Source organism: Burkholderia sp. B21-005, assembly GCF_020843965.1.
Taxonomy (GTDB): domain Bacteria; phylum Pseudomonadota; class Gammaproteobacteria; order Burkholderiales; family Burkholderiaceae; genus Burkholderia; species Burkholderia ambifaria.
The window spans coordinates 3,101,814-3,125,388 of the sequence record NZ_CP086302.1 but is presented as its reverse complement, the minus strand read 5'-3'; the positions used below and the strand labels follow the sequence as shown (position 1 = coordinate 3,125,388).

The following is a 23,575-nucleotide window of genomic DNA, read 5'->3' as shown; positions in this document are numbered from 1 at the left end:
CGTGCGCGGGATCGCGCGCGCCGGCACGCTTGCCGTTCAGGCCGCGGCCTTGCGCGTCGCGTCGATCAGCGGCACGCCGGTCAGCTTCTGCAGTTCGTCGAACGACAGGTCGGTGAAGATCTCGCTCACCGCGAGGCCGTCGGCCGTCACGTCGAGCACGGCGAGATCGGTATAGATGCGGCTCACGCACTGCACGCCGGTGACCGGATACGAGCATTGCGCGACGATCTTGCTCTCGCCCTGTTTCGTCAGATGTTCCATCATCACGAACACCTGCTTCGCGCCGATCGCGAGGTCCATCGCGCCGCCGACGGCCGGAATCGCATCGGGCGCGCCGGTATGCCAGTTCGCGAGGTCGCCGTTCGCCGACACCTGGAACGCGCCGAGCACGCAGTAGTCGAGATGGCCGCCGCGCATCATCGCGAACGAATCCGAGTGGTGGAAATAGGCGCCGCCGGTGAGCAGCGTCACGTGCTGCTTGCCGGCGTTGATCAGCTCGTCGTCTTCCTCGCCGGGCGCGGGCGCCGGGCCCATGCCGAGCAGGCCGTTCTCGCTGTGCAGGAAGATCTCCTTGCTCGGATCGAGGTGGTTCGCCACCAGCGTCGGCACGCCGATGCCGAGGTTCACGTAAGCGCCTTCGGGGATGTCCTGGGCGACGCGCTTGGCCATTTCATCGCGGGTCAGTCGTTTCATTTCGAGTTCCTCAGGGCAGTCAGGCGGCTTGGGATGCGGCACGTTCGGCAGCCAGCTCGGCCGCATGCGCGGCCTGCGGCACTTCGACGACACGCTGCACGAAAATGCCCGGCGTCACGATGTGTTCCGGGTTCAGCCCGCCGAGCGGCACGACTTCCGACACCTGCACGATCGCGACCTTCGCGGCGCTCGCCATGATCGGCCCGAAGTTGCGCGCGGTCTTGCGATACACGAGATTGCCCCAGCGATCGCCCTTGTACGCCTTCACCAGCGCGAAATCGGCATGGATCGGCGTCTCGAACACATACGACTTGCCGTCGATCACGCGCGTTTCCTTGCCTTCCGCGAGCTTCGTGCCGAAGCCCGTCGGCGTGAAGAAGCCGCCGATGCCGGCACCCGCCGCGCGGATCCGCTCCGCGAGGTTGCCCTGCGGCACGAGCTCGAGCTCGAGCTCGCCCGCGCGGTACAACGCGTCGAACACCTGCGAGTCGCTCTGGCGCGGGAACGAGCAGATGATCTTGCGCACCCGCTTCGCCTTGAGCAGCGCCGCGAGGCCCGTCTCGCCATTGCCCGCATTGTTGTTGACGATCGTCAGGCCGCGCGCGCCCTGCTCGATCAGCGCGTCGATCAGCTCGGACGGCATGCCTGCCGTGCCGAAGCCGCCGATCATGATGGTCGCGCCGTCGTGGACGTCCGCGACCGCCGATTGAAGCGATTCGAAAATCTTGTTGACCATGTCTCTTCCTGATACGAACCCGCGGCACGATGCGCGGCCTGTCGAGGGGACACGCGCGTGTCGCGTGCCGCGCCGGAGGCCGTTGTCGACCTTCGGTATTTGTTCGCCATTCGAACCGAGATTCGATTAGCGAACGATGGCCGATCATAGAGTCGCGCACAGCGCGTTGTCAAGGCGGGATCCCTCGGGGGTCGGCTGGTCGTCGAACGGCAGGCCGACGTAGTTTTCGGCCAGCGACTGCGCGGCGGCCCGCGAGCGCGTCACGTATTTCAGTTCGGCAAACTTCAGGCGATTGACGAACGGCGAGTCGTCCGGCGACGCATGCAGCATGTTCGTCATGAAGTACGAGAAGTGCTCGGCGCGCCACACGCGTTCGAGACAGGTCGCCGAATAGCGCTCGAGCGGCGTCGCGTCGCCGTCGCGGTAGCGGGCGCCGAGCGCACGGGACAGCGCGCGGACGTCGGCCACCGCGAGGTTCATCCCCTTCGCGCCGGTCGGCGGCACGATGTGCGCGGCATCGCCGGCGAGGAACAGGCGGCCGTGCTGCATCGTCTCCGAGACGAAGCTGCGCATCGGCGTCACGCTCTTCTGCGTGATCCGGCCCTCGGTCGGCGTCCAGCCGGTGTCGTTCGAGAAGCGCGTGTGCAGTTCGTCCCAGATCCGCGCATCGGACCATTCGGCGAGGTTTTCGTCGGGCTTGCACTGCAGGTAGAGGCGCGTGACCGTCGGCGAGCGCATCGAGAACAGCGCGAAGCCGTTCTCGTGATGCGCGTAGACGAGTTCGTCGAGCGACGGCGCCGCGTCGGCGAGGATGCCGAGCCATGCGAACGGATACACGCGCTCGAACGTGTTCAGCCGCTCGGCGGGAATCGTCTGGCGCGCGATGCCGTGGAAGCCGTCGCAGCCGGCGATGTAGTCGCAGTCGATGCGGTCCGCGCGGCCGTCCGCGTGCTTGAACGTGACGAACGGATGCTCGCTCTCGACATCGTGCAGCGCGACGTCGGTGACTTCAAAGTGCATCGCGTGGCCATGCGCGTCGCCGGCCGCGATCAGGTCGCGCACGACTTCGTGCTGGCTGTAGACGGTGATCGCGCGCCCGCCGGTGAGCGCGCTCAAATCGATGCGATGGCGCTGGCCGGAGAACAGCAGCTCGATGCCGTGATGTTCGAGCCCTTCGCGGCGCATCCGCTCGCCGAGGCCGGCTTCGTTCAGCGTGTCGACGGTGCCCTGTTCCAGCACGCCGGCCCGAATGCGGTTCTCGCAGTATTCGCGCGAACGCGCTTCGACGAGGATGGCATCCACGCCTTGCAGGCGCAGCAGATGGGAAAGCAAAAGGCCGGACGGGCCGGCGCCGATGATGGCGACCTGGGTGCGCATTGTTCGTCTCCTGAACATTGGTTCGAGTAATTGAACACATTTGAGCGCTTTCCCGACTATGCAGCAACGCGATTCAGGAGATATGTTGTATACGCTTTCTAGATACTCGCCTGACGATGGACACGCTCGATCTGAACCTCATTCCCTACCTCGTCGCGCTCGATGACACGCGCAACGTCAGCCGCGCCGGCGACCTGCTCGGCGTGAGCCAGCCGCGCGTGAGCACGGCGCTCGGCCGCCTGCGCGCGTATTTCGGCGATCCGCTGTTCGTGCGCACGTCGCGCGGGATGGAGCCGACGCCGCGCGCGCTCACGCTGCTGCCGGCCGCGCGCGACGCACTCGCGCAGATCGAGCGCGGCCTCGTCGCGCCGCACGACTTCGATCCGGCGGCGAGCACGCATACGTTCTCGATCGCGCTGTCGGACGTCGGCGAGATCGTGTTCCTGCCGAAGCTGCTGCAGGCGTTCGCGTCGCGCGCGCCGCATGCGAACCTGCGCTCGGTCTCGCCCGCGCACGATGAAGTCGGCCGCGGCCTCGAAGCCGGCTCGATCGATCTGGCGGTCGGCTACTTCCCCGATCTCGACGGCAACAACTTCTTCCAGCAGCGGCTGTTCACGCACCGGTTCGTCTGCCTGATGCGACGCGGCCATCCGTTCGAACAGGCGCCGCCGTTCACGGTCGAGCAGTTTCTCGGTTGCGGGCACGCGGTCGTGCGCGCCGAAGGACGCAGCCAGGAAGTGCTCGAGAAATACCTCGCAAAGCAGCGCATGCACCGGCGCGCGGTGCTCGAGACGCCGCACTTCATGAGCCTGCCGTTCATCCTCAGCCGCACCGACCTGATCGCGACGGTGCCGCACGCGATCGGCTACGCGTACGCGGCCGAGCACGCGTTCATCGTGCCGGTCGAGCCGCCGCTGCCGCTGCCGCGCTTCGACCTGAAGCAGCACTGGCATCGCAAGTTCCACAACGATCCGCGTACCGCGTGGCTGCGCGGAGTGGTCGCGTCGCTGTTCAACGACGAGCAGGACGAGTGGCCGAAGTGAAGCCAGGCGAGCGGCGGCCCGCACACACGCGCCGCGAAAGCATGAAACAATGACCGGATATTCGCGCCGCCGCAGGCGGCCGCATTCGATGGAGCGACTAGATGGGTAAAAAAACCGTGCGACCCGAGCCGGCCGCATCCCGCCCGAGCCGGAAAGAAGCCGAGGAAGCCGTTCGCGTGCTGCTGCGCTGGGCCGGTGACGATCCCGCCCGCGAGGGCCTGCTCGACACGCCCGCACGCGTCGTGCGCGCGTACGAGGAGTTCTTCGCCGGCTATGCGCTGGAGCCGCGCGAGATCCTCGCGCGCACGTTCAGCGAAGTCGACGGCTACGACGAGATGATCGTGCTGAAGGACATCCGCTTCGAGAGCTACTGCGAACACCACATGGTGCCGATCATCGGCCGCGCGCACGTCGCGTATCTGCCGAACCATCGCGTCGTCGGCATCTCGAAGCTCGCGCGTCTGGTCGACGCGTTCGCGAAGCGCCTGCAGATCCAGGAAAAAATGACCGTGCAGATCGCCGACACGCTGTTCGACGTGCTGCAGCCGAAAGGTGTCGGCGTGATCCTCGAAGCCGCGCACCAGTGCATCTCGACGCGCGGCATCCACAAGCCGGGGGTCGAGATGGTCACGTCGCGCATGCTCGGCACGTTCCGCACCGACCCATCGACGCGGCGCGAATTCCTGTCGATCGTCGCGAATCCTTCTTCAGTCAACCTGACGAATACGTAATGCAGTCCACGAAGCAAGCGGCGAATGCGCCGGTCGTACTCGTGACCGGCGCCGCGCGCCGGGCCGGGCGCGCGTTCGCCGAGTATTTCGCCGCGCACGGCTATCGCACCGCGGTCCACTACGACCGCTCAGCCGATGCCGCGCATGCGGCGGCCCGCACGATCGCCGAACGCGGGCACGACTCCGTCGCGCTGCAGGCCGACCTGTCGGATGCCGCGCAGATCACCGCGTTGATCGACCAGGTGTATGCGCGCTTCGGCCGCCTCGACGTGCTGGTCAACAATGCGTCGGTGTTCTGGCAGGATCATTTTCCGAGCTTCGACCTCGCAGCGTTCGACCAGGCGTGGGCCGTCAACTGCCGCGCACCGATCCTGCTCACGCGCGCGTTCTACGAACGGGCCCGTGCGGCCGGCACGCAGGGTGTCGTCGTGAACGTGGTCGACCAGAAGATCAAGGAAAACTTCCACCGCGACCATTTCAGCTACACGGTCGCGAAGGCCGCGCTCGGCAACCTCACGCAGATGCTCGCGCTGTCGTCGTCGCCGGTGCTGCGCGTGAATGCGGTGTTCCCCGGGCTGATGCTGCCGAGCGACGACCAGACGCAAGCCGACTTCGAACACGCGAGCCGCGCGTCGACGCCGCTCGCGCGCATCGCCGGCCCCGACGACGTCGCGAGCGCGATCCTGCTGCTGACGGGCAGCGCCTACAACGGCGTGGATTTCGTCGTCGACGCGGGGCAGAACCTGATTCGCGTCGACCAGGACGTGCTGTACAAGCATCGCTCGCCTGCCGGCAAGCACTGACCCCGGATGAGCGGCGCCGTTCGCGCGCCGCGTTACGGCTTCTCGGCGCTGCCGCCTTCGCGAACCTTGCCCTGTGCGACGCTCGTGCAGGGCGGCACGCTGTGCGTGAGCCACACATTGCCGCCGATCACCGAGCCGCGCCCGATCGTCACGCGGCCGAGAATCGTCGCGCCCGCGTAGATCACCACGTCGTCCTCGACGATCGGATGGCGCGCATTGCCCTTCACCAGCGTGCCTTCGCCATCGGCCGGGAAGCTCTTCGCGCCGAGCGTGACGGCCTGATACACGCGCACGCGCTCGCCGATGATCGCGGTTTCGCCGATCACGACACCGGTGCCGTGGTCGATGAAGAAGCTCGGGCCGATCTGCGCGCCCGGGTGAATGTCGATGCCGGTGGCCGAGTGCGCGATTTCATTGATGAATCGTGCGAGCAGCGGCACACCGAGTTGGTGCAAGGCATGCGCGAGCCGATGGTGCATCATCGCGAGCACGCCGGGATAGCACAGCAGGATCTCGGTGATGTGCTGCGCGGCCGGATCGCCCGCATACGCGGCCTGGATGTCGCTGACCAGCAGCGCGCGAATCGACGGCAACTGCCGGCCGAACTCGCGCGCGATCTCGAACGCGCGTTCGTCGAGCTCGGCGAACGGCGTGTCCACATGCTCGGGCAGGAACGGCAGCGCGCGGCGAACCTGCTCGGACAGAATCCGCAGCGTGCTTTCGAGCGTGTGGCCGACGTAGTAGTCGACGCTTTCGTCGGTCAGATCCGGCGCGCCGTAGTGCGTCGGAAACATCGACGCGCGCAGGCCGGTGACAGTCTTGCAGATCGCGTCGCGCGACGGCAACTCGCGGATGCCGCGCGGATGACGTGTGCGATGGAGTTCCTCGCGCGACTCGCGCAAGCCGGCGACGATTTCCTCGAGGCCCCACTGACGGACGGGTGATGTCGACATATGCCAATGCAGGCAGCCGCGCTCGATCGCACGGCCGCTAATAAAGTGACGGGTTCCGCAAGATTACCGCGTTTTCGTCCGGCAGCGGCACGCCGGGGGGGTCGGCCGGACGGCCAACGTCGGCGCCGCGCGACGGCGTCAGATCGTGATGCTGCTCGCGTCGATCCAGCGCACGGCCCAGTCGCGCGCGTGCGCGATTGCGTCGCCTTCGTCGTTGAACTGGAGCTCGGTCGGGAAAAAACGGTTGGCGACGAGCTCCCCGTCGCTCGATCGGGAGATCACGACGTAGGGCTTGAACGACCCGTCACTGGCGCGCGCGGGCGCGCAATTCAACAGATAACCGCGGTGCGTGAAAGCAGTAGTCGCTTGCATGAATCCACCACCTCTAGTCCCTTGCTTTGTTGTTCACTACCCGTCTCTAGGGTGCTGCGACGTCCCCGTGCGGGCAGAGGCGGCGAGACCGCATCCCCTGTCGCCGCTTCGCAGGAAAAGAATCATACTCTGTAGAAAACGGCGGTTCTAGCTGAAATAAATCATGACAAATCAGCGCGCGCCGGGCGATCGCGGCGATCGCCCGCGCGCCGTTTTCCCGTCTTGCCCGGAACGGGACTTGCTTCGATCCGGAGCGCTTCGCCGCCAGGAGAGCCGCGATGGAAACGTCAGCTCAAGGGCACGCCGTGCACCCGCGCAGCATCGAACTCGACAACGATGACACGCACGACAGCACCGTCGACACCGACGGCAAGAATCGCGAGGCCGCCCGTCTCGCAAGCGGCCTCGCGTTCTCGCCCGACCAGATCACGCGCAGCAACGCGTCGCTCGTCAACGCGATGCCGGAGGGCGCCGACGGCTTCGCCGGCTTCGACAGCCGGCCCGGCGGCAATCATCCGGCGTTCGCGCTGCGTGCCGGCTACATGGTGATCGAGAAGGGGTTCGACGCGCCGTCGCACCCAGTCGACGAGCCGTACGGCCCGATTCATCGGATGTACGGCAGCGCGTATTGGCCCGGCCACGGACGCCGGCCGGAACGGGTGATCGAAATCACGACGGTGCCGGAGTAGCGCGCGCGGCGTTTGAATCGGTCGTTCGAGTGCGGGGTCGAAGCGGGGCCGGCGGCCGATGCGCGCCGGTTGTCCGGTCGGTATGTCGACGGCGCGATCTTTCGGATCGGCGCTGGTATCGATATCAGCGCCGGATTCGGCATTCTCGGTTTCGCACGTCGGGCGTCGAATCCCGAGCGACGCCGATGCACGGGCGTTGATCGAAGTCACGCCGTCGCAGCCGCGGATGCGGTCCAATGGAGGGCGAGGGTAGCGGTTTGTCAGGTGATCGTCGGCATGCGTCGACGACGCCGGTGTGCGGGTCGGACGCGCTCGCACGCCGCGCCGTCGCACGCTGCCCGTGCAACCGCGACCGGTGACGAGCCGATATCCACGCGACGCTCGCGCGCTGTCATTGCGCGCGGCCAACCGTCGCGAACCGTCGCGCCTATCGCGAAACACAGCATGCAGCGCGCGCATGGCCCGCGATCGCTGCGCGCCGCGGCGACGGCCGAAGCGCCGCGATCGCGACGGCCGGCACGTCACTGCAGAGTCCCTGCGGTTGGTTTACTCTGCCTCGCAGCAACGCACGACCCGATCGGCCGTCCGGCCGACTTTCGTCCAACCCGCCACTCGGAGACACTATGTACAAGCGCATTCTGGTTGCCATCGACGGCAGCGACACGTCCCGCCACGCGTTCGATGCCGCCCTCGTGCTCGCGAAGGAGCACGGTGCCGAACTGCAACCGTTCTACGTCGTCGAGAACGCCGCGATCTACTACAACGTGCCAGGCTATGACCCGTCCGTGCTGCGCGACCAGCTCGTCGCGCAAGGCAACACGCTCGCGGCGGATTTCACGAAGCTGATGCAGGCGGCAGGCGTGAAGGGCGCGACGGTGATGAGCGAAGCGTCGTCGATCAACGACGTGTCGACGCTGATCCTCGATGGTGCGAAAGCGTTCGGCGCCGATCTCCTCGTGCTCGGCACGCACGGCCGCCGCGGGTTCCGTCGCCTCGTGCTCGGCAGCATCGCCGAACAGTGCGTGCGGCATGCGACGCTGCCCGTGCTGCTGATCCCGGCCGCCGCGCATACCGACGATCAGGATGGCTGAGCGTTGGCGGCGCAGCGCGCACGTGCAACGGCATGCGTGCCTGCATGCCGTTGCGATGCCTGCGGCATGCGCGCGCGGTCGCGACGTTTTGTCACCCGACAGCGGCAAGTTGCGGTGGGACAATGATTTCGTCGATTCAACGCCGGAGTAAACGATCATGCTGACGCCCGTCGCCACACGCCCCGCGGTCCCATTCCATGCAGGCAGCCGGGCGGCTCCCCGCCAGGCCCCGCACTGCTCGTCGTGCGCCATGCGACACCTGTGCATGCCGCAGGGCCTCGCACCCGAAGCGCTCAGCCGCCTCGAGTCGGTCATCTGCGCGGCGCGGCCGGTCAAGCGCGGCGAAGCGCTGTTCCGCGAAGGCGACACGTTCGACAACCTGTACGCCGTGCGCTCAGGTTCGCTGAAAACCGTCGCCACGCGCCACGACGGCCGCGAACAGGTCACCGGCCTGCACCTCGCGGGCGAAGCGCTCGGCCTCGACGGCATCTGCGACGATACCCACCCGCGCACCGCGGTCGCGCTGGAAGACAGCTCGGTCTGCGTGATTCCGTACAGCGCGCTCAAGTCGCTCTGCTCGGAGGCCGGCACGATGCAACTGCGCATGCACAAGCTGATGAGCGAGCAGATCGTGCGCGAAACGTCGCAAACCATGCTGCTCGGTTCGCTGAACGCAGAAGAGCGCGTCGCCGCGTTCCTGCTCGACGTGTCGTCACGCTACCTGAAGCGCGGCTATTCGCCGTCGGAATTCAACCTGCGGATGACGCGCGAAGACATCGGCAGCTATCTCGGCATGACTCTCGAAACGGTCAGCCGCACGCTGTCGAAGTTCCAGAAGCGCGGCCTGATCGAAATGCAGGGCCGCCTCGTGCAGATCGTCGATTTCGACGGCCTCCATCAAGTCTGACCCCGCGCGGCGCGCGACCTGCGCGCCGCCGCCCGCCTCTCCCGCTTCGGTCAGTCGAGAAACAGCGCGGCACGCGTCTTGAGCGCCGCGCTGAAGTCGTCGAGCCAGCCGATCGACAGGCGCCAGCTCTGCCAGTACAGCTCGATATCGACGGTCCGCCCGCGCGACATGTCGACCAGTTCGCCCGCCTGCAGTTGGCGATCGACCATCCGGTCCGGGCACATTCCCCATCCCAGCCCCGTTTCGCATGCGCGCAGGTAGCCCGCGACGTGCGGGATCCAGTGTTGCGGCGGATCGAGATCCGCACGCGTCACGCGCCTGATGAAGCGTGCCTGCAGGCCATCCTTCGGATTGAACATCACGCATGGCGCGCGGCGCAGCGCATCGCGCGTGATGCCCGCGCCGAAATAGCGGTCGTAAAACGCCGGCGAACACACCGCGCGATAGCGGATACGCCCGAGCCGCGTCGACCGGCATCCCTGGATCGGCTCGGCCTGCGCGGTCACCGCGCCCTGCACGCTGCCGTCGCGAATGCGGGCAGCCGTGTAGTCCTGGTCGTCGATCACGAGGTCGAGCAAGGTCTCGCGCTCGGTACAGAACGGCCCGACCGCGTCGATGAACCAGGTCGCCACGCTGTCGTCGTTGACGGCCACGCGCAACGTCGGCCACGCGCTCGCGATCTGGCCCGGCAACGCGGGCATCCGGCCGCCCAGTTCGGCCTCGAGCAACTGCACGCGCTCCGTATGCCGGCACAGCAGTGCGCCGGACGTCGTCGCGACGCACGGCTGCCCGCGCTTGACGAGCACGCTGCCGACGCGCTCCTCCAGCAGCTTCACGCGCTGCGATACCGCCGACGGCGTGACGTTCAGCTCCTTGGCCGCCCGTTCGAACGAACCGTGCCGGATCACCGCCGCAAGGGCGTCGAGCAACGCATAGTCGAGCATTAGATTTCCTTAATCAGCATTAGGTGAATTAGCTTCTCTTATGTTCCGGCTGACCGCAGACTAGCGCCAACCGATTCCCCCGTCTACCGCTTCACCTTTCCCCATCATGAACTGGATCGCTTTTTCCCACGGCGCGGCCCTGTGCGGCTCGCTCATCGTCACCATCGGCGCGCAGAACGCATTCGTGCTCCGGCAAGGCATCATGCGCTCGCATGTCGGCAAGATCGTGCTGCTGTGCGCGCTGTCCGACATGATCCTGATCGGCGCGGGCGTCGGCGGCGCGTCGGTGCTGGTCGAACGCTATCCGACCTTCGTCCATGTGGTGCTGTACGTCGGCCTCGCGTATCTCGCATGGTTCGGCTTCAACGCGCTGCGCCGGGCATTCAAGCCGGGACACGAAACGCTCGACGTCCGCGGCGACGCCGTCGCGCCGCCGCCGCAGAGCACGGTCGCGATCGTGCTGATGACGCTCGCGTTCACGTGGCTCAACCCGCACGTGTATCTCGATACGTTCCTGCTGATCGGCACGGCCGGTGCGCGCGAGCCGGAAGGCGCGCGCCTCGCGTTCGCGATCGGCGCGATGGCGGTCAGCGTCGTGTGGTTCCTCGGGCTCGGATACGGGGCGCGACTGCTCGCGCCGTGGTTTCGCAAGGCCGTTGCGTGGCGCGTGCTGGACGGCGCGATCGGCAGCATGGTGCTGTTTCTCGCGGCCGTGCAGTTGCGGTGAGGAAGGGAGCGTCGCGGCAGATCCGGTCTGCCGCGACGTCAGGTTTTCCGCTCGCTGTCGCGAGCGGTGCCGCGTACGGCGTCAGGCGTCAGGCGGTCGACGTCGCATCGCCGCCGGTCGTCGCGGGCTGGTTGTCGGCAAGCTGAGGCTCGTTGACCGCCATCGGGTCCCGCTGCTTGGCCGGATCGGCCTTGGCCAGTTGCGTGGCGGCATGCTCGGCCTTGTCGCCTTCATAGCGCCAGTACAGGAACTTCTTGCCGCGCTTGCCCATGAAGTACTGGCGGTTGACCGACCAGCGGCTCGATTCGGCAAAGCCGACGTGACCGTCTTCCATCTGCTTCTTGAAACCGGCAATCGAGTCGTGCACGTAGTGATCGAAGAAACGATCGAACGTCGCGCGCGCATCCGCGTCGATACCGCCCAGCCAGTTGCCCTTGACCCGCGTGGCCGCATCGATAGCCTTGTGCTGCTCCGACACGTAGCTCGTCACGTAGCCCCCGCTGTCCTCGCGGATGCTTTCGGCATCGTCGTTCCATTCGCTGTCGGTAATGGCCATGTAGGAATTCACGCCGCCCGGCGGCTTCAGCCGGCCGTCGTGCAGGCGCCGGCTGCGGCTGGCACGCCAATGGTAATAGCGGTTCATGTGCCAGATGACCTGCGGCTCGAGCCTGTCGCTGTTCGGCGCCACGCCCGCGCGTCGTTCGTTGCCCTGGCCCATGTACACGTTCCAGGCCGTCTCCAGTTCCCTGGAAATCGCGAACAGCCCGCCGGCATCGTCCATCACCTCCTTCGGCGGGCGCAACGGCACACCGGCCTTCCAGGCCTCGATGTAGAGATTGTTCAGCGGGATGTTGGCCAGTTCGTTGGTTCGCCCTTCCTGGTAGTTGCGCTCGTACCCGCCGCCCACGTCCGAGTGCATGCCCGGGTAGTACACCTCGCGGCAGTTCGACGGAAGCTTCTGGTCCTCCCGCACCGAGTCGCTGGGGAATTTCTCGCGGACTTCATGCGAAGCAACATAGTGAACGCATTGCCGTACGTAGTCCGGAATGCGGATGTCGTTCGCCCACTCCGCGTGGCCGCCCTTGTCGATGCTGCTGAGCAGGCCGCCGGCGACCGGCCCGAGGACCCCGCCGACGATATAGGGCGCCGCCTTCTCCAGGCGACTGCCGCCGAAGCCCGTCGACGCCACCGTGTCCAGGATGCCCAGGAAGTAGACGACCACTTCGGGACGCATCCCCTTCATGTTCTTCCTGTTCCACCAGAGCCTGCCGCCGATGTTCTCGGCCAGTCGCTCGGTCAGCATGCGAACGAACGCCCGCGCCTCCGTGGCACCGCGCGAGAAGCCGAACGCGGCCACGTTGATCTGGCTCACGGCCGGCATGTGGCTCGCGACGTGCTTGTCGAGTTCGCCGAGCATCCAGCGAATGCGTGCCTCCCCCTTTCTCGCGGACGCCATGCCCAGCGCGCCGTCGAGACCGTCCCCCGAATCGCCGACCTTGCTGCACGGCGTGCCGACACCCTCGACATACCGGCCCATCGTGCGCGGATTGGCCTTGTTGAACGGGACGTGGGCAAACATCGCGAGCTTGGCGATATTGCTGTACTTGGTCTTCGCGACGTCCGTCGAACCGTTGCCGTCCACGCCGAAATTGTTGCCCGTGCCATCGAAGAACGCCGTGAACCACACGGGTTTCGGGCACTCCTTGCATTGCTCGACACGCAGCGGATCGAGCGCCTCGCGATACCCGTTCCGGATGGCGTCCTCGACCGGCGTGATATCGGTGATGCGTCGAATGAGGGGGGGATTGCTCATGGCAGTTACGCTCCTGTTCCGGCTATGCGTCCAGCGTCAATTCCACTGGGCCGGCTTCTTGCGCCCATAAAACGGATTGGAAATTTCCTTCACGCACGCGCGGCCGGTCAGCTTGCGCTGCTCGTCGCGCTTGGCAAGCGCCACCTTCGGGTCCGGACCGTCGGCGTCGAAATCCATGTCGCCTTCCACTCGGCCGTCGGGGAAGAAGTGCAGCACGATGCCGCCGCTCTTGTCCTTGACGGGCGGGCGCGTGACCGTGATCTCGCCTTCGCACCATGCCATCCCAGGCTGGGTTTCACGATGGGTGTAGAGGTCGTAATTCGCGGACGACGCTTCCATCGCGCGCTTGTCGACCACACGCTCCCACCACACCTTGAACGTCTTCGGTGTCTTCCAGCGGAAATCCCAGGCGAGACTGGCGCGCGATCCGCCGCCGCCGGACCAGTACTTCGCACTCCTCGGCGTGGCGCGCGCACCGTCGGCGCTTGCCGCGTCGTCAAGGCTGTTCCCGTCGGGCGGCAGGAGATAGACGCGGTAGATGTCGTAATCCGTATAGTTGAAGGACCCGGCGGTAATGATGTCGTAGTTCGGGTCGTCCCATTTGTTCACTTCGCCGGGCGCGAGGCTGTTCTTTTCGGCGTCACCCGTGGTCTTGCTGCATGCAGCCGTGGAGAAAACCATCACAGACAGCAAGGTCATCCAGCAGCGGTTCATATTGAACATCCTTCTTTTCCAGTCGATTTCTTCGGGTCGTCCGTGACATCCGGAACGCTTGTCCGGTCGGGACGACTCATCGCGCGCGCCCGTCACTCCGCCGCTTCCTGCATCCGCTGCCAACCTTCCGCCGGCACAAGCGCCAGCGCCTGCGGAAAATCCTGCCCTTGCGCGACCGCGTCGAACACGGCGGCCATCTCCGGATGCTCGTCGAAACGCCCGCCGTACCGCAGCGCCAGTTCGCAATAGATCAGCAGCGACGCCGCGCTCTCGGCGCCATGCGCCTGGCATCGCTCGAGCTGCTCGCGCACGAAACCGTAGTGCCGCGCGGCCGGCAACGAGGCCAGCAGCGCCGGCTTCTCGGCCCGCAGCCGCTCGATCATCGTGTACGGATAGCAGGCGGCCAGCAGGCCGTCTTCCTGCGCCTGAGACAACTGCAGCGGAAATTCGGCGGCACGCGCGACGTGGGCGGGCGCGGCGATGTCCGCCATCCGGATCTGCAGTTCGGTATCCCGATGAATCCAGTGCCGCACGCCCTGCGCCAGGTACGCGCGATGCGCCGGGGGCAGCATGTCGAGCCAGAACGGCAGCACGCGCGGATCGAAAAAGCGCATCAGCATCGCGCTCTCCATCTGCTCGAGCTGGACATCCACCATTGGCGCGAGATGCGCAGCCAACTGCGCGAGCGTCAGCGGCGACACGAGCACGCTTGCCGCCGGCCACGGAATGCTGCGCGGATCGGTCGCGTCCGCTGCATCGGCGCTGTCGGCGGCAGGCCGCCATTCGAACAGCAACGGCCCGACGCGCCTCGCATCGTCATCGGCGTTGTCGAGCAGCGACGCCGCGACAAACGCCGGCCACGGCGCCTTTTCGTCGTCCGGCAACGTATCCAGCAACGCGCCGTCGACCAGTACGTAGGCACGCAGCCCGTCCTGCGACGACAGCACGGCCTGGAGCGCATCGGCCGCCTGTGCGGCCATCGGGTCATTCGTCATTCGGTACCCTGCTTCACGCCTTGGCCGCGAACGGCGACGCCATCGACGCCGCATTGACCATGCACGGCGCGCAGGCCGTGCCCGGGAACGCCCGGGCGGGCACCGGCAGGCTGTCCGGCCCGATGAACGCATGCGACGCGGCATGCGCGGTCCATTCACCCTTGGTTCCATGGACGATGCCGCTACCGTTCCAGCGCGTGTAGCTGGTACCGCCGTTGATCAGGACCTCTTCCTTTGCGGTGATCGTGATGCGGTTCGCATCGACCTTCACGTCCAGCTTGGCCAGCACATTGATGCTGTCCTTCAGCGCCTGGATGTCGATGTCGGCGGCGGCCGCGACAAGCCGGATGCCTTTCTCGAACGCGGCGACGCGCACGGCCTCCTGCGCGCTGACCAGCATGCTCTTGCCCGCGCCGATGCTCGTGTGGGCACCGCTCGTCAGTGCGACGTGCTGGTCGCTCGCAACATGGGTCGATCCCGTCGTGGTGGCCAGGATCCCCGCCGGGCTGGCGAGCGCCAGGAACGGCTGCGCGAACTCCGGGAATTCGCCCTGCTGCGGATTGCCGCCGCTGCCCTTGAGGCCGTCGTTCTGCGTCCGGATCGCCTGATGGACGGCATCCTGGTCGCCCGACTCCTGCGCCTTCACGTCATGCGCGGAGCCCGACAGCGTTTCATGCAGGTCGTGCGCCTTCTCGAGGCGCGCGACGGTCTCGCCAACGTCCGTCGCATGGGCGCGTGCTTCGTAGCGCGCTTCGCTCGTCACCAGCAGGCCCTTGGCCGCCCGGACGGCACCGTGCGCGTCGGTCCGCAACTCGAAACCGCGCGCGCGCTGGTCGGTGCGCCCCTGAGTATTGTCGATGCGGACGTTGTGCCCCAGCGTCAGTTCGCTGGCGTCGGTATCGCTGCGCAGCTTCAGCTGGAGCTGCTGCGGCGTATCGTCGAGCAGCACGTGATTCGAACGGCCGCCCGCCGCATTGCCGCCGTCGCCCGACAGCTCGCGGCTGCGCAGCCCCGTCAGCACCTGCTGGTCGGGAAGCGCCCACGGCGGCATCCGTTCCGCGTTGTACGTGGTGCCCGACACGACAGGCCGGTCGGGATTGCCGTCGAGGCACATCACGAGCACCTCGCTGCCCACGCGGGGATGCGCGATCATGCCCTTCTCGCCACCGGCCCAGCCGGCCGCCACGCGAATCCGCGCGCTGGTCTGCGCCGCACGATCCCAGTGGTACACGATGCAGACGCGGCCGTACTCGTCGACGTCGACGCTGCCGGCGCCTTTCGCGCCCACGACGGTCGCGGTCTGCGGCGCAAGCACCCGCACGGGTTCGCTGTTGAACCCGCGGCCCGGGCGCCACGGCGCATGCCGGTGGCCCGCGACGAAGCGGTTGCGATACTCGGGCTTGCCGTCGGCCTGCAGATAGTTGTTCGCCGCCTCGTGACGGGCTTCGAGAATCAGGTACCGATGGTCCTCCGGGCTGCCCGACGCCGTGCTGAAGTGATCGGACAGCTGGAACCAGCGTCCGGGCACGATGCCGTGATGGTTGCCGGCCGCGTCGAAGCGCGCCGCCGCGGCCTCGATCTCCTCCATCCGCACGCGCGCCAGCGCATCGCCGGAACGCGTTTCCTTCGCGAAACCGTAGTGCCCCACGTATTCATGGTGCTCGACCTGGGGCGCGACACCCGGCGGATGAAGCGTCGGTATCTGCGCACTGGCGGCATGCGGCGCCTTGAAATCGAACGCCGTCGCGCTGTAGCTTCCCGCGGCCAGCGACCGCACGGCCGACCATTGCGAAATGGCGTCCGCGGCCATCGGGCCGTCGTGCGTCTGGAAACGGATCTCCGGCGAGCGGCCGTCGACGGCCGGGCACTGCACCGTGCTGTCGTCGCCGATAACCAGCTTCAGCCCTTTCTCGTCGTGCTCCCACCAGTACAGGAACCCGGCGGCTTCCAGGTGGCGGACGATGTAGTTCCAGTCGCTTTCGCCGAGCCCTGCGCCCTGAACGTTCATGGTGCGCGCCGGATCGTCGCGGCGCACGCGCCACTCCCAGGACGGCGCGAGCCCCTGGTAATCGGCGAGCAGCGTGCCGATCTGCTGCTGGAGCGATTGCCCGAGGAACAGGCGGTTATTCACGCGCGTGCGCAGGAAGTGGCTCCACGGGCGCAACACCGCGCGATATTCCGCGATCGAATCGTCGTTGCGGACGAGCGAGAACTCCGTGCAATAACCGGTGAAATGACGAAGGCCGCCATCGGGCCGCACCATCGACACCGCGAGCAGCCTGCCCAGCATGTCGGCCAGCGTGACGCCCGCCTCGCCGGACAGCAGCGTCAGTTCAAACGTGAAATCGATTCCGAGCCCCTCGTGCGCGACGAGCCGCTCGACGACCAGTCGCGCCGGACGTTGCCGGCCGTACGAATCGGTGACGGAGGGTGCGTCGTCGTGAGGAAAAGACAGCGCGAGCAGGCGCTTGTCTTGCAGGAAAAACGGGGTGCGAATGAATGCCGCCAGGTCAGCCATGACCGCCTCAGAATGATTTTTCGTTCGTATGGGCAGCGGCCCGCTGCCTCCCTTAATTTTGGGATGAAAGGATATCGTAGACAACGGGCCGCGACAACGCTCACGCACTCCGGCAATTCCCCAGTCCGACGCGGCAAATCGGTAATAAATACAGCATCCCTGCACGATCCGGGCGGCGCCCGAACGGACAGCATCGCCGCGATGACGGCGCCCTGTCCGGCATCCCGGCATGCCGTCGCGAAACACACCGGTTTGTGCGCGCGCGGCGGAACCTCGCGATGCGCTTCGCCGTCTCAACGCGACCTGCTTCATCTCCGTCGTTCAATCCCGTCACCCCGCAGCATCAGGAGAGCAACATGGCACTACGCACCCTCGGCACGTCGGACATCCAGGTTTCACCGCTCGCCTTCGGCGGCAACGTCTTCGGCTGGACCGTCGACGAAAACGCATCGTTTGCGCTGCTCGACGCGCTCGCCGACACCGGCATCAACTTCATCGACACGGCCGACGTCTATTCGGCGTGGGCGCCCGGCAACAGCGGCGGCGAATCGGAAACGATCATCGGCAAGTGGCTCAAGCGTTCCGGCAAGCGCGACCAGGTCGTGATCGCGACCAAGGTCGGCCTGCTCGAGGCGCGCGCGGGCCTGACGAAGGACAACATCCTGAAGGCCGCCGACGATTCGCTGCGCCGCCTGCAGACCGACTACATCGACCTGTATTTCTCGCACCGCGATCTCGCCGACACGGCACCGCTCGAGGAAACGCTCGCCGCCTACCAGACGCTGATCGACGCGGGCAAGGTGCGCATCATCGGCGCGTCGAACTACAGCGGCGCGCGCCTGCGCGAAGCCGCCGACATCAGCAAGCGCGCCGGCCTGCCGGCTTACCAGGTGATCCAGCCGGAATACAACCTGATCGACCGCGCCGAATACGAGCGTGATCTCGAACCGGTCGTGCGCGACCTGAAGCTCGGCGTCGTCAACTACTACGCACTCGCGAGCGGCTTCCTGTCGGGCAAGTACCGCAGCGAGGCCGACCTGAAGAAGAGCGTGCGCGGCGATCGCGTCGCCGGCTATCTCGATGCACGCGGCTTGCGCATTCTCGCGGCGCTCGACGACGTGTCGGCGAAGCACGGCACGCAACCGGCCGCGATCGCGCTCGCGTGGCAGATCGCGCGGCCGACGATCACCGCGCCGATCGCGAGCGCGACGTCGCTGTCGCAGCTCGCGCTGCTCGGCGAAGCGATCCGCGTGAAGCTCGATGACGAAGATATCCGCAAGATCGACGAAGCCAGCGCGGTCTGAGGGCGTTCGCGGCGGGCGGTTGCTTGGACCGCAGGGGTTCGCGGTTCAACGGATCGACGGATTGCGGATCTGCGATGCGTTGGCGATATCGCGCCGGCGAGCATGATCGTGGGTTGAGGAAGCGAGCCCCCGCCGCGACGAAAGCACAATAAAAACGAAAACGGCGCGTGAGCCACGCGCCGCTTCAACACCGGTTCCGCTGTTTCAACAGGCGCTGCGCAGCGCCATCGGCGACGCACCGTAGCGTTCGCGAATCGCGCGGCTGAAGTGCGCCTGGCTCGAGAACCCCCAGCGAAACGCGATCTCGCCGATGCTCGTCTTGCGCAGGCGCGTATCGACCAGTTCGCGATGCGCATGCGACAGCCGCTCGGACCAGATGTGCTGCGTGATCGAGTCGCCCTCGGCGGCAAAGAGCCGGCTCAGGTGCCGCAACGACAGCCCGACCGCATCGGCGACCGCCTGCGGCCCGAGCTCCGGGTCGCCGAGATGCGTCGCGATGTATTGCTTCGCGGTCAGCAGGTACGACAGCGACGCGCGCGATGCGCCCGCGCCGTTCACTTCCGCGCCGATGAGCTCCGCGACCAGCGTGCGCGTATGTTCGACGAAGCGCGCGGCGTCTTCTTCGACCGGATCCCTCATGAACCGCTCGACGCTCGCGCGCAGCGTCGCGCCGAGCATCGCGCCCGCGCCCGGCTTCGGCGCGATCCGCAGCGGCAGCGCCGCCAGCTCCGCGTCGAAGCGGTCATCGAACGTGGTGATCGGAATGTCGACCAGCAGCTGCCGCATCGGCGTCAGGAATCCGAACAGGTAGGGCACGCGCGTGTCGTACACGACGACATCGCCGGCTTCCGCGAGCAGGCACCGGTCGCGCTGGATGAAATACGCACGACCGCTCAGGATCTGGCACGCGAACAGCGACTCCTTCGGCAGTTGACGCACCAGCGCGGGGCTGCGCTCGATCACGTGATCGCGGCCGCTGATGTCGGCGACGCCGAGCCCCGGCAGCGCGAGATCGGTTTTCTCGACCTCGAGCCCCGCCAGCGACAGCGACGAGCAGCGCAGGCCGACCAGCGTCGCGGCGTTGAACGCATCCCAGTACGCCATCCGGTCGCGCGCCGGCACGTCGGCCGTCGAGCCTCGCGTGCATGAAAGAACGGTCGAATTCGTCACGTCGCCTCCTGGAGTCGCCTGTCGTGCGGAGCGGCACGGATTGGGGGATGGTGCGTAGGTTATTGGTGCAGTGCGGTGCGGTGCGATGTCCGGCCCGATCAAGCAATTCGTCCAGCCCAGTCAAGAGCGCCGCACACCGGCTGGCTACAGTCGACCCCACGACACCCAACGACAAGGAGACACACCGTGGTCGACAAAGCCGTATCCGAATTCTGGCAAAACATCGCGCCGATTGCCAATCCGTTCAAGCCCGATGCGCTGCCGGAAGCTTACATTCCGAATGCGGCCACCGACGACGAGCGCCTTTACGTTCCGTTCACCGAAACGGTTTCATCGCGGCCGTTGTGGATCTCGCCGTCGCAGAACAAATGGTGTGACATCCTGATGGCGAAGGAAGCGGGGCTCGTGAACCGCCACTATCACCCGCACGAGGTGTTCGCTTACACGCTGTCGGGCAAGTGGGGCTACCTGGAGCACGAATGGACCGCGACGCGCGGCGATTTCGTGTATGAAACGCCCGGCGAAGGCCATACGCTCGTCGCGTTCGACCATCCGGAACCGATGCGCGCGTTCTTCATCGTCAAGGGCCCGCTGATCTGGCTCGACGACGAAGGCAACCCCGACGGCTACTTCGACGTGCATTCGTACATCGCGATGTGCAAGGCCCATTACGAGAAGGTCGGCCTCGGCGCACAAGCGATCGAGAAGCTGTTCCGCTGACGCGCGACGAGGCCGCTCATGACATCCCATCCCTCCTCCAAATCGGCATGGACGTATGAGAACAGGCTGCTGCTGATCCTGTTCATGACGTTCGGCTTCGTGTTCTTCGACCGCCTCGCGCTGTCGTTCCTGTTCCCGTTCATGTCGGCCGAGCTGCATCTGTCGAATACGCAGCTCGGCATGGTGTCGTCCGCGCTCGCGCTCACGTGGGCGCTGTCGGGTGCCGCGACCGGCGCCTGGTCCGATGCGCGCGGCACGCGCAAGCCGCTGCTGATCGCCGCAGTGCTCGGCTTCTCCGTGTGCTCGGCGCTGTCGGGGCTCGTCGGCGGCTTCGCGAGCCTGATCGCGTTCCGTGCGCTGATGGGCATCGCCGAAGGGCCCGTGCTGCCGCTGTCGCAATCGCTGATGGTCGAGAGCTCGACGCCGAGCCGCCGCGGACTGAACATGGGTCTGCTGCAGGGCTCGGCCGCCGGCCTGCTCGGCGCGATGATCGGCCCGCCGGTCGTGATCGGGATCGCGACCGCCTACGGCTGGCGCGAGGCGTTCTACGTATCGTGCATTCCGGGCTTCCTGATCGCGTTCTGCATCTGGCGCTGGGTGCGTGAAGTGCCGCCCGGCGGCGTACGGCATGCACAGGCCGTCGGCGCCGGCGCGCCGGCCGCGAGCGGCGCGGCGATCAACCGCTGGGCGCTGCTGAAGGAACGCAACATCCTGCTCTGCGTGCTGATCAGCTGCTTCTTCCTCACGTGGTTCGTCGTGATCATCTCGTTCGCGCCGGTCTTCCTCGTGGAAAGCCGCCATCTGTCGCCGGCCGACATGGGCGTCGTGATGACCTGCCTCGGCGCCGCGTGGGTGTTCTGGGGCTTCGCGGTGCCGGCGATCTCCGACCGCATCGGCCGCAAGCCGACGATGATCGCGTTCGCGCTGGTCGCGGCCGCGTGCCCGGTCGTGATGATCCATGTCGGCTCGGTCTGGGCGCTCGGCGCACTCGTGTTCGTCACGTACACGGGCCTCGGCTGCTTCACGCTGTTCATGGCGACGATCCCCGCCGAAACCGTGCCGCCCCGCGCGATCGCCAGCGCGCTCGGCTTGATCATGGGCGCGGGCGAGCTGATCGGCGGCTTCGTCGCGCCGACCGTCGCGGGCTTCGCGGCCGACAAGTACGGCCTGCAGTTCGCGATGTGGACGTCGGCCGCCGGCGCGATTCTCGCGTGCGTGCTGTCGTTCGGCCTCGTCGAAACCGCGCCCGCCGTGCTGCGCAAGCGCGCGCTCGCCGACGCTACCCCCCGTCTCGATACCCAGAACCTCGGAGGACGCTGACATGCGTGCACTTCAATGGCACGGCCCGCGCGACCTCCGCGTGGTCGATCTCGACACGCCGCGCGCCGGGCCCGGCCAGGTCCGCATCGCGGTCGCGTATTGCGGCATCTGCGGCAGCGACCTGCACGAATATGCAGACGGCCCGCACGCGATTCCCGTCGACACGCCGCATCCGCTGTCCGGCCGCACCGCACCGCTCACACTCGGTCACGAGTTCTGCGGCACCGTCGTCGAAGTCGGCGCGGGCGTGACGACGCTGACCCCGGGCGACCGCGTCGCGGTCGAGCCCGAGTATCACTGCCACCAGTGCGCGTACTGCCGCTCGGGCTCGTACAACCTGTGCGTATCGATGGGCTTCGCCGGCCTGATGGGCGATGGCGGGATGGCCGACTTCGCGGTCGTGCCGGCCTACATGCTGCATCGACTCCCCGACGACGTCAGTCTCGAACAGGCCGCGGTGATGGAACCGGCGGCCGTCGCGTTGCATGCGCTGCGGCGCGGCGAGTTGCGGCTCGGCGACACCTGCGCGGTGTTCGGGCTCGGGCCGATCGGCCTGCTGCTGATCATGCTCGCGAAGCTGCAGGGCGCGACGACCATCGTCGCGGTCGACGTGTCGCCCGAGCGGCTCGCCGCGGCCGCGCGCTTCGGCGCGACGCACGCGTTCGACGCGCGCTCGCTCGACGCGCCGGTGCTGCGCGATGCGATCCGCGAAGCGGCGGGCGGGCTCGGCGTCGACGTGAGCTTCGAGGCGGCCGGCCTGCCGGCCACGTTCGAGGCCGCGATGCAGGGGCTACGCAAGGGCGGCCGCCTCGTGATGGTCGGCCTGATGCCGCATGCAGGTTTCGATGCGTTCCGCGCGGTCAACGACGAGCTGACCTTCACGGCGAGCGTCGGCTACCGGCACGTGTACGAAGACCTGCTGCGGCTGATCGGGTCGGGCGCGCTCGATCTCACGTCGATCGTCACGCGCACGGTCGCGCTCGAAGATGCCGTCGCCGACGGCTTCGACGCGCTGCTCGCCGATCGCGCGCAGATCAAGATCCTGGTTGCGCCGCCGCGCCGGCATGCACGCCGTCTTCACACCGTCGGGAGCATCGAGCATGAGCCGCCCCTGGTCGTTTGACGGCAAGGCCGTCGTCGTGACGGGTGGCACGTCGGGCATCGGCGCGCGCACCGCGTGGCGTTTCGCGGAAGCGGGCGCGTCGGTCGTCGCGCTCGGGCTCGAGGCCGCCGGCCCGCATGCGCCGGTGCATCCCGGGATCCGCTGCGTGGAGCTCGACGTGACCGACAGCGAAGCCTTGACGCGCGGGATCCGCGCGCTGCCGCGCGTCGACGCACTCATCAACGGCGTGGGCATCAGCCGGCACGCCGACGAGTACAGGCTGGACCAGTTCGAGCTCGTGCTGAACGTGAACCTGACGTCGGTGATGCGGGCATCCGACGCCGCGCTGCCGGCGCTGTCGGCGAGCGGCGGCAGCATCGTCAATGTCGCGTCGATGTACACGTACTTCGGCAGCAAGGACCGCCCGGCCTACAGCGCGAGCAAGGGCGGCATCGCGCAGCTCACGCGCTCGCTCGCGCAGGCGTGGGCCGAGCGCGGCATCCGCGTGAATGCAGTGGCGCCCGGCTGGATCGACACGCCGCTCAGCAGCGGGCTGATGGCCGACACGCACGCGTCGCGGCGAATTCTCGAGCGCACGCCGCTCGCGCGCTGGGGCACGGCCGACGAGGTCGCGGAAGTGATCCTGTTCCTGTGCTCGCCCGGCGCGTCGTTCGTCACCGGCGCGATCGTGCCGGTGGACGGCGGGTATTCGACGGTATAGCGGCCGGCGCACGCAGGCATTGGCGCAGGCGCCGCGCGCCGGTGCCCGCGTGCGCGATCCAGCTCCGATCCGGTTCCGATCCCGTTCCCGGCACGACCGAATCGGCGGCTGAACGATTCACTACCTTCATAT

Annotated in this window: 23 protein-coding genes; 12 read left to right on the top strand and 11 right to left on the bottom strand. The window is 67.1% G+C overall.

Translation table 11 applies throughout. The features are described from left to right. Positions 1 to 36: 36 nt before the first annotated feature. From LMA02_RS30505 to pobA, 3 genes are all read right to left on the bottom strand, one after another. Entirely contained in the window at positions 37 to 693 is a 657-nt protein-coding gene (locus LMA02_RS30505) for a CoA transferase subunit B (RefSeq protein ID WP_012365076.1), read from the bottom strand. Between the two features lie 19 nt (positions 694 to 712). Then, positions 713 to 1,429 (bottom strand): 3-oxoacid CoA-transferase subunit A, encoded by a 717-nt coding sequence (locus LMA02_RS30500; protein WP_228908743.1) that lies wholly within the window; start codon positions 1,427 to 1,429, stop codon positions 713 to 715. A 144-nt stretch (positions 1,430 to 1,573) separates the two neighbouring features. After that, positions 1,574 to 2,806: a 4-hydroxybenzoate 3-monooxygenase gene (gene pobA / locus LMA02_RS30495; protein WP_175659896.1), complete on the bottom strand. Its 1,233-nt coding sequence runs from the start codon at positions 2,804 to 2,806 to the stop codon at positions 1,574 to 1,576. 116 nt (positions 2,807 to 2,922) lie between these two features. On the opposite strand from pobA, the gene LMA02_RS30490 reads away from it, so the two are divergent. From LMA02_RS30490 to LMA02_RS30480, 3 genes are all read left to right on the top strand, one after another. After that, on the top strand, positions 2,923 to 3,849 hold the full coding sequence (locus LMA02_RS30490) for a LysR family transcriptional regulator (RefSeq protein WP_228908742.1): 927 nt from the start codon (positions 2,923 to 2,925) through the stop codon (positions 3,847 to 3,849). 101 nt (positions 3,850 to 3,950) lie between these two features. Beyond that, on the top strand, positions 3,951 to 4,580 hold the full coding sequence (gene folE / locus LMA02_RS30485; RefSeq protein WP_006749275.1) for a GTP cyclohydrolase I FolE: 630 nt from the start codon (positions 3,951 to 3,953) through the stop codon (positions 4,578 to 4,580). Continuing rightward, complete coding sequence (locus LMA02_RS30480) at positions 4,580 to 5,383, top strand: SDR family oxidoreductase (RefSeq protein ID WP_166722100.1); 804 nt, start codon at positions 4,580 to 4,582, stop codon at positions 5,381 to 5,383. Before folE ends, LMA02_RS30480 begins: the two co-directional genes overlap by 1 nt. Positions 5,384 to 5,415: 32 nt before the next feature. Here the strand turns inward: LMA02_RS30480 and epsC are convergent, their stop codons facing one another. Together epsC and LMA02_RS30470 are read right to left on the bottom strand one after the other, a co-directional pair. Beyond that, complete coding sequence (gene epsC / locus LMA02_RS30475; protein WP_228908741.1) at positions 5,416 to 6,336, bottom strand: serine O-acetyltransferase EpsC; 921 nt, start codon at positions 6,334 to 6,336, stop codon at positions 5,416 to 5,418. Positions 6,337 to 6,474: 138 nt separating this feature from the next. Continuing rightward, positions 6,475 to 6,708 carry a hypothetical protein gene (locus tag LMA02_RS30470; protein ID WP_011659947.1) on the bottom strand — a complete coding sequence of 78 codons (234 nt, stop codon included), beginning with the start codon at positions 6,706 to 6,708 and terminating at the stop codon, positions 6,475 to 6,477. Positions 6,709 to 6,986: 278 nt separating this feature from the next. Here LMA02_RS30470 and LMA02_RS30465 point away from each other — a divergent pair, with 278 nt between their 5' ends. From LMA02_RS30465 to fnr, 3 genes are all read left to right on the top strand, one after another. After that, a complete protein-coding gene (locus LMA02_RS30465; protein WP_228908740.1) occupies positions 6,987 to 7,397 on the top strand; it encodes a DUF3005 domain-containing protein in 411 nt (136 codons plus the stop codon). A gap of 623 nt (positions 7,398 to 8,020) precedes the next feature. Next, positions 8,021 to 8,488 carry a universal stress protein gene (locus LMA02_RS30460; RefSeq protein WP_228908739.1) on the top strand — a complete coding sequence of 156 codons (468 nt, stop codon included), beginning with the start codon at positions 8,021 to 8,023 and terminating at the stop codon, positions 8,486 to 8,488. Between the two features lie 157 nt (positions 8,489 to 8,645). Beyond that, positions 8,646 to 9,395, top strand: a complete 750-nt coding sequence (gene fnr, locus LMA02_RS30455; protein ID WP_228908738.1) for a fumarate/nitrate reduction transcriptional regulator Fnr — start codon at positions 8,646 to 8,648, stop codon at positions 9,393 to 9,395. Positions 9,396 to 9,445: 50 nt separating this feature from the next. Here the strand turns inward: fnr and LMA02_RS30450 are convergent, their stop codons facing one another. Beyond that, positions 9,446 to 10,339 (bottom strand): LysR family transcriptional regulator ArgP, encoded by an 894-nt coding sequence (locus tag LMA02_RS30450; RefSeq protein WP_228908737.1) that lies wholly within the window; start codon positions 10,337 to 10,339, stop codon positions 9,446 to 9,448. 106 nt (positions 10,340 to 10,445) lie between these two features. Between LMA02_RS30450 and LMA02_RS30445 the strand changes: the two genes are divergently transcribed. Continuing rightward, positions 10,446 to 11,066: a LysE/ArgO family amino acid transporter gene (locus LMA02_RS30445; protein ID WP_011659942.1), complete on the top strand. Its 621-nt coding sequence runs from the start codon at positions 10,446 to 10,448 to the stop codon at positions 11,064 to 11,066. A gap of 88 nt (positions 11,067 to 11,154) precedes the next feature. On the opposite strand, the gene LMA02_RS30440 is transcribed toward LMA02_RS30445, so the two are convergent. The 4 genes from LMA02_RS30440 to LMA02_RS30425 all read right to left on the bottom strand — a co-directional run bounded on the left by LMA02_RS30440 (position 11,155) and on the right by LMA02_RS30425 (position 17,106). Continuing rightward, positions 11,155 to 12,879: a T6SS phospholipase effector Tle1-like catalytic domain-containing protein gene (locus LMA02_RS30440; protein ID WP_228908736.1), complete on the bottom strand. Its 1,725-nt coding sequence runs from the start codon at positions 12,877 to 12,879 to the stop codon at positions 11,155 to 11,157. A 36-nt stretch (positions 12,880 to 12,915) separates the two neighbouring features. Next, a complete protein-coding gene (locus LMA02_RS30435) occupies positions 12,916 to 13,602 on the bottom strand; it encodes a DUF3304 domain-containing protein (protein WP_228908735.1) in 687 nt (228 codons plus the stop codon). 83 nt (positions 13,603 to 13,685) lie between these two features. Then, complete coding sequence (locus LMA02_RS30430) at positions 13,686 to 14,588, bottom strand: DUF4123 domain-containing protein (RefSeq protein ID WP_228908734.1); 903 nt, start codon at positions 14,586 to 14,588, stop codon at positions 13,686 to 13,688. A gap of 13 nt (positions 14,589 to 14,601) precedes the next feature. Further along, positions 14,602 to 17,106: a type VI secretion system Vgr family protein gene (locus LMA02_RS30425; protein WP_228908733.1), complete on the bottom strand. Its 2,505-nt coding sequence runs from the start codon at positions 17,104 to 17,106 to the stop codon at positions 14,602 to 14,604. Between the two features lie 356 nt (positions 17,107 to 17,462). On the opposite strand from LMA02_RS30425, the gene LMA02_RS30420 reads away from it, so the two are divergent. Continuing rightward, positions 17,463 to 18,410 carry an aldo/keto reductase gene (locus LMA02_RS30420; RefSeq protein ID WP_228908732.1) on the top strand — a complete coding sequence of 316 codons (948 nt, stop codon included), beginning with the start codon at positions 17,463 to 17,465 and terminating at the stop codon, positions 18,408 to 18,410. Positions 18,411 to 18,614: 204 nt separating this feature from the next. On the opposite strand, the gene LMA02_RS30415 is transcribed toward LMA02_RS30420, so the two are convergent. Then, the gene (locus tag LMA02_RS30415) at positions 18,615 to 19,580 is read right to left on the bottom strand and encodes a helix-turn-helix domain-containing protein (protein WP_228908731.1); all 966 of its coding nucleotides are present in this window, start codon (positions 19,578 to 19,580) and stop codon (positions 18,615 to 18,617) included. 186 nt (positions 19,581 to 19,766) lie between these two features. On the opposite strand from LMA02_RS30415, the gene LMA02_RS30410 reads away from it, so the two are divergent. Genes LMA02_RS30410 through LMA02_RS30395 form a run of 4 tightly spaced genes read left to right on the top strand, consistent with a single transcriptional unit; the run spans position 19,767 to position 23,443 of the window. After that, the gene (locus tag LMA02_RS30410; RefSeq protein WP_228908730.1) at positions 19,767 to 20,300 is read left to right on the top strand and encodes a 2,4'-dihydroxyacetophenone dioxygenase family protein; all 534 of its coding nucleotides are present in this window, start codon (positions 19,767 to 19,769) and stop codon (positions 20,298 to 20,300) included. An 18-nt stretch (positions 20,301 to 20,318) separates the two neighbouring features. After that, a complete protein-coding gene (locus tag LMA02_RS30405; RefSeq protein WP_228908729.1) occupies positions 20,319 to 21,620 on the top strand; it encodes an MFS transporter in 1,302 nt (433 codons plus the stop codon). A gap of 1 nt (position 21,621) precedes the next feature. Beyond that, entirely contained in the window at positions 21,622 to 22,743 is a 1,122-nt protein-coding gene (locus tag LMA02_RS30400) for a 2,3-butanediol dehydrogenase (protein ID WP_228908728.1), read from the top strand. Next, the gene (locus LMA02_RS30395; protein WP_228908727.1) at positions 22,721 to 23,443 is read left to right on the top strand and encodes an SDR family NAD(P)-dependent oxidoreductase; all 723 of its coding nucleotides are present in this window, start codon (positions 22,721 to 22,723) and stop codon (positions 23,441 to 23,443) included. The genes LMA02_RS30400 and LMA02_RS30395 overlap by 23 nt, the downstream gene beginning before the upstream one ends. Positions 23,444 to 23,575 lie beyond the last annotated feature (132 nt).

What these genes read in the sequence shown, in the direction of transcription:
- LMA02_RS30440 (WP_228908736.1), bottom strand. Translation starts at nt 12,879, where the DNA reads ATGAGCAATCCCCCCCTCATTCGACGCATCACCGATATCACGCCGGTC.
- LMA02_RS30420 (WP_228908732.1), top strand. Translation starts at nt 17,463, where the DNA reads ATGGCACTACGCACCCTCGGCACGTCGGACATCCAGGTTTCACCGCTC.
- fnr (WP_228908738.1), top strand. Translation starts at nt 8,646, where the DNA reads ATGCTGACGCCCGTCGCCACACGCCCCGCGGTCCCATTCCATGCAGGC.
- LMA02_RS30445 (WP_011659942.1), top strand. Translation starts at nt 10,446, where the DNA reads ATGAACTGGATCGCTTTTTCCCACGGCGCGGCCCTGTGCGGCTCGCTC.
- LMA02_RS30450 (WP_228908737.1), bottom strand. Translation starts at nt 10,339, where the DNA reads ATGCTCGACTATGCGTTGCTCGACGCCCTTGCGGCGGTGATCCGGCAC.
- LMA02_RS30465 (WP_228908740.1), top strand. Translation starts at nt 6,987, where the DNA reads ATGGAAACGTCAGCTCAAGGGCACGCCGTGCACCCGCGCAGCATCGAA.
- folE (WP_006749275.1), top strand. Translation starts at nt 3,951, where the DNA reads ATGGGTAAAAAAACCGTGCGACCCGAGCCGGCCGCATCCCGCCCGAGC.
- epsC (WP_228908741.1), bottom strand. Translation starts at nt 6,336, where the DNA reads ATGTCGACATCACCCGTCCGTCAGTGGGGCCTCGAGGAAATCGTCGCC.
- LMA02_RS30430 (WP_228908734.1), bottom strand. Translation starts at nt 14,588, where the DNA reads ATGACGAATGACCCGATGGCCGCACAGGCGGCCGATGCGCTCCAGGCC.
- LMA02_RS30470 (WP_011659947.1), bottom strand. Translation starts at nt 6,708, where the DNA reads ATGCAAGCGACTACTGCTTTCACGCACCGCGGTTATCTGTTGAATTGC.
- LMA02_RS30480 (WP_166722100.1), top strand. Translation starts at nt 4,580, where the DNA reads ATGCAGTCCACGAAGCAAGCGGCGAATGCGCCGGTCGTACTCGTGACC.
- LMA02_RS30505 (WP_012365076.1), bottom strand. Translation starts at nt 693, where the DNA reads ATGAAACGACTGACCCGCGATGAAATGGCCAAGCGCGTCGCCCAGGAC.
- LMA02_RS30405 (WP_228908729.1), top strand. Translation starts at nt 20,319, where the DNA reads ATGACATCCCATCCCTCCTCCAAATCGGCATGGACGTATGAGAACAGG.
- LMA02_RS30425 (WP_228908733.1), bottom strand. Translation starts at nt 17,106, where the DNA reads ATGGCTGACCTGGCGGCATTCATTCGCACCCCGTTTTTCCTGCAAGAC.
- LMA02_RS30490 (WP_228908742.1), top strand. Translation starts at nt 2,923, where the DNA reads ATGGACACGCTCGATCTGAACCTCATTCCCTACCTCGTCGCGCTCGAT.
- LMA02_RS30435 (WP_228908735.1), bottom strand. Translation starts at nt 13,602, where the DNA reads ATGTTCAATATGAACCGCTGCTGGATGACCTTGCTGTCTGTGATGGTT.
- LMA02_RS30460 (WP_228908739.1), top strand. Translation starts at nt 8,021, where the DNA reads ATGTACAAGCGCATTCTGGTTGCCATCGACGGCAGCGACACGTCCCGC.
- pobA (WP_175659896.1), bottom strand. Translation starts at nt 2,806, where the DNA reads ATGCGCACCCAGGTCGCCATCATCGGCGCCGGCCCGTCCGGCCTTTTG.
- LMA02_RS30500 (WP_228908743.1), bottom strand. Translation starts at nt 1,429, where the DNA reads ATGGTCAACAAGATTTTCGAATCGCTTCAATCGGCGGTCGCGGACGTC.
- LMA02_RS30400 (WP_228908728.1), top strand. Translation starts at nt 21,622, where the DNA reads ATGCGTGCACTTCAATGGCACGGCCCGCGCGACCTCCGCGTGGTCGAT.
- LMA02_RS30395 (WP_228908727.1), top strand. Translation starts at nt 22,721, where the DNA reads ATGAGCCGCCCCTGGTCGTTTGACGGCAAGGCCGTCGTCGTGACGGGT.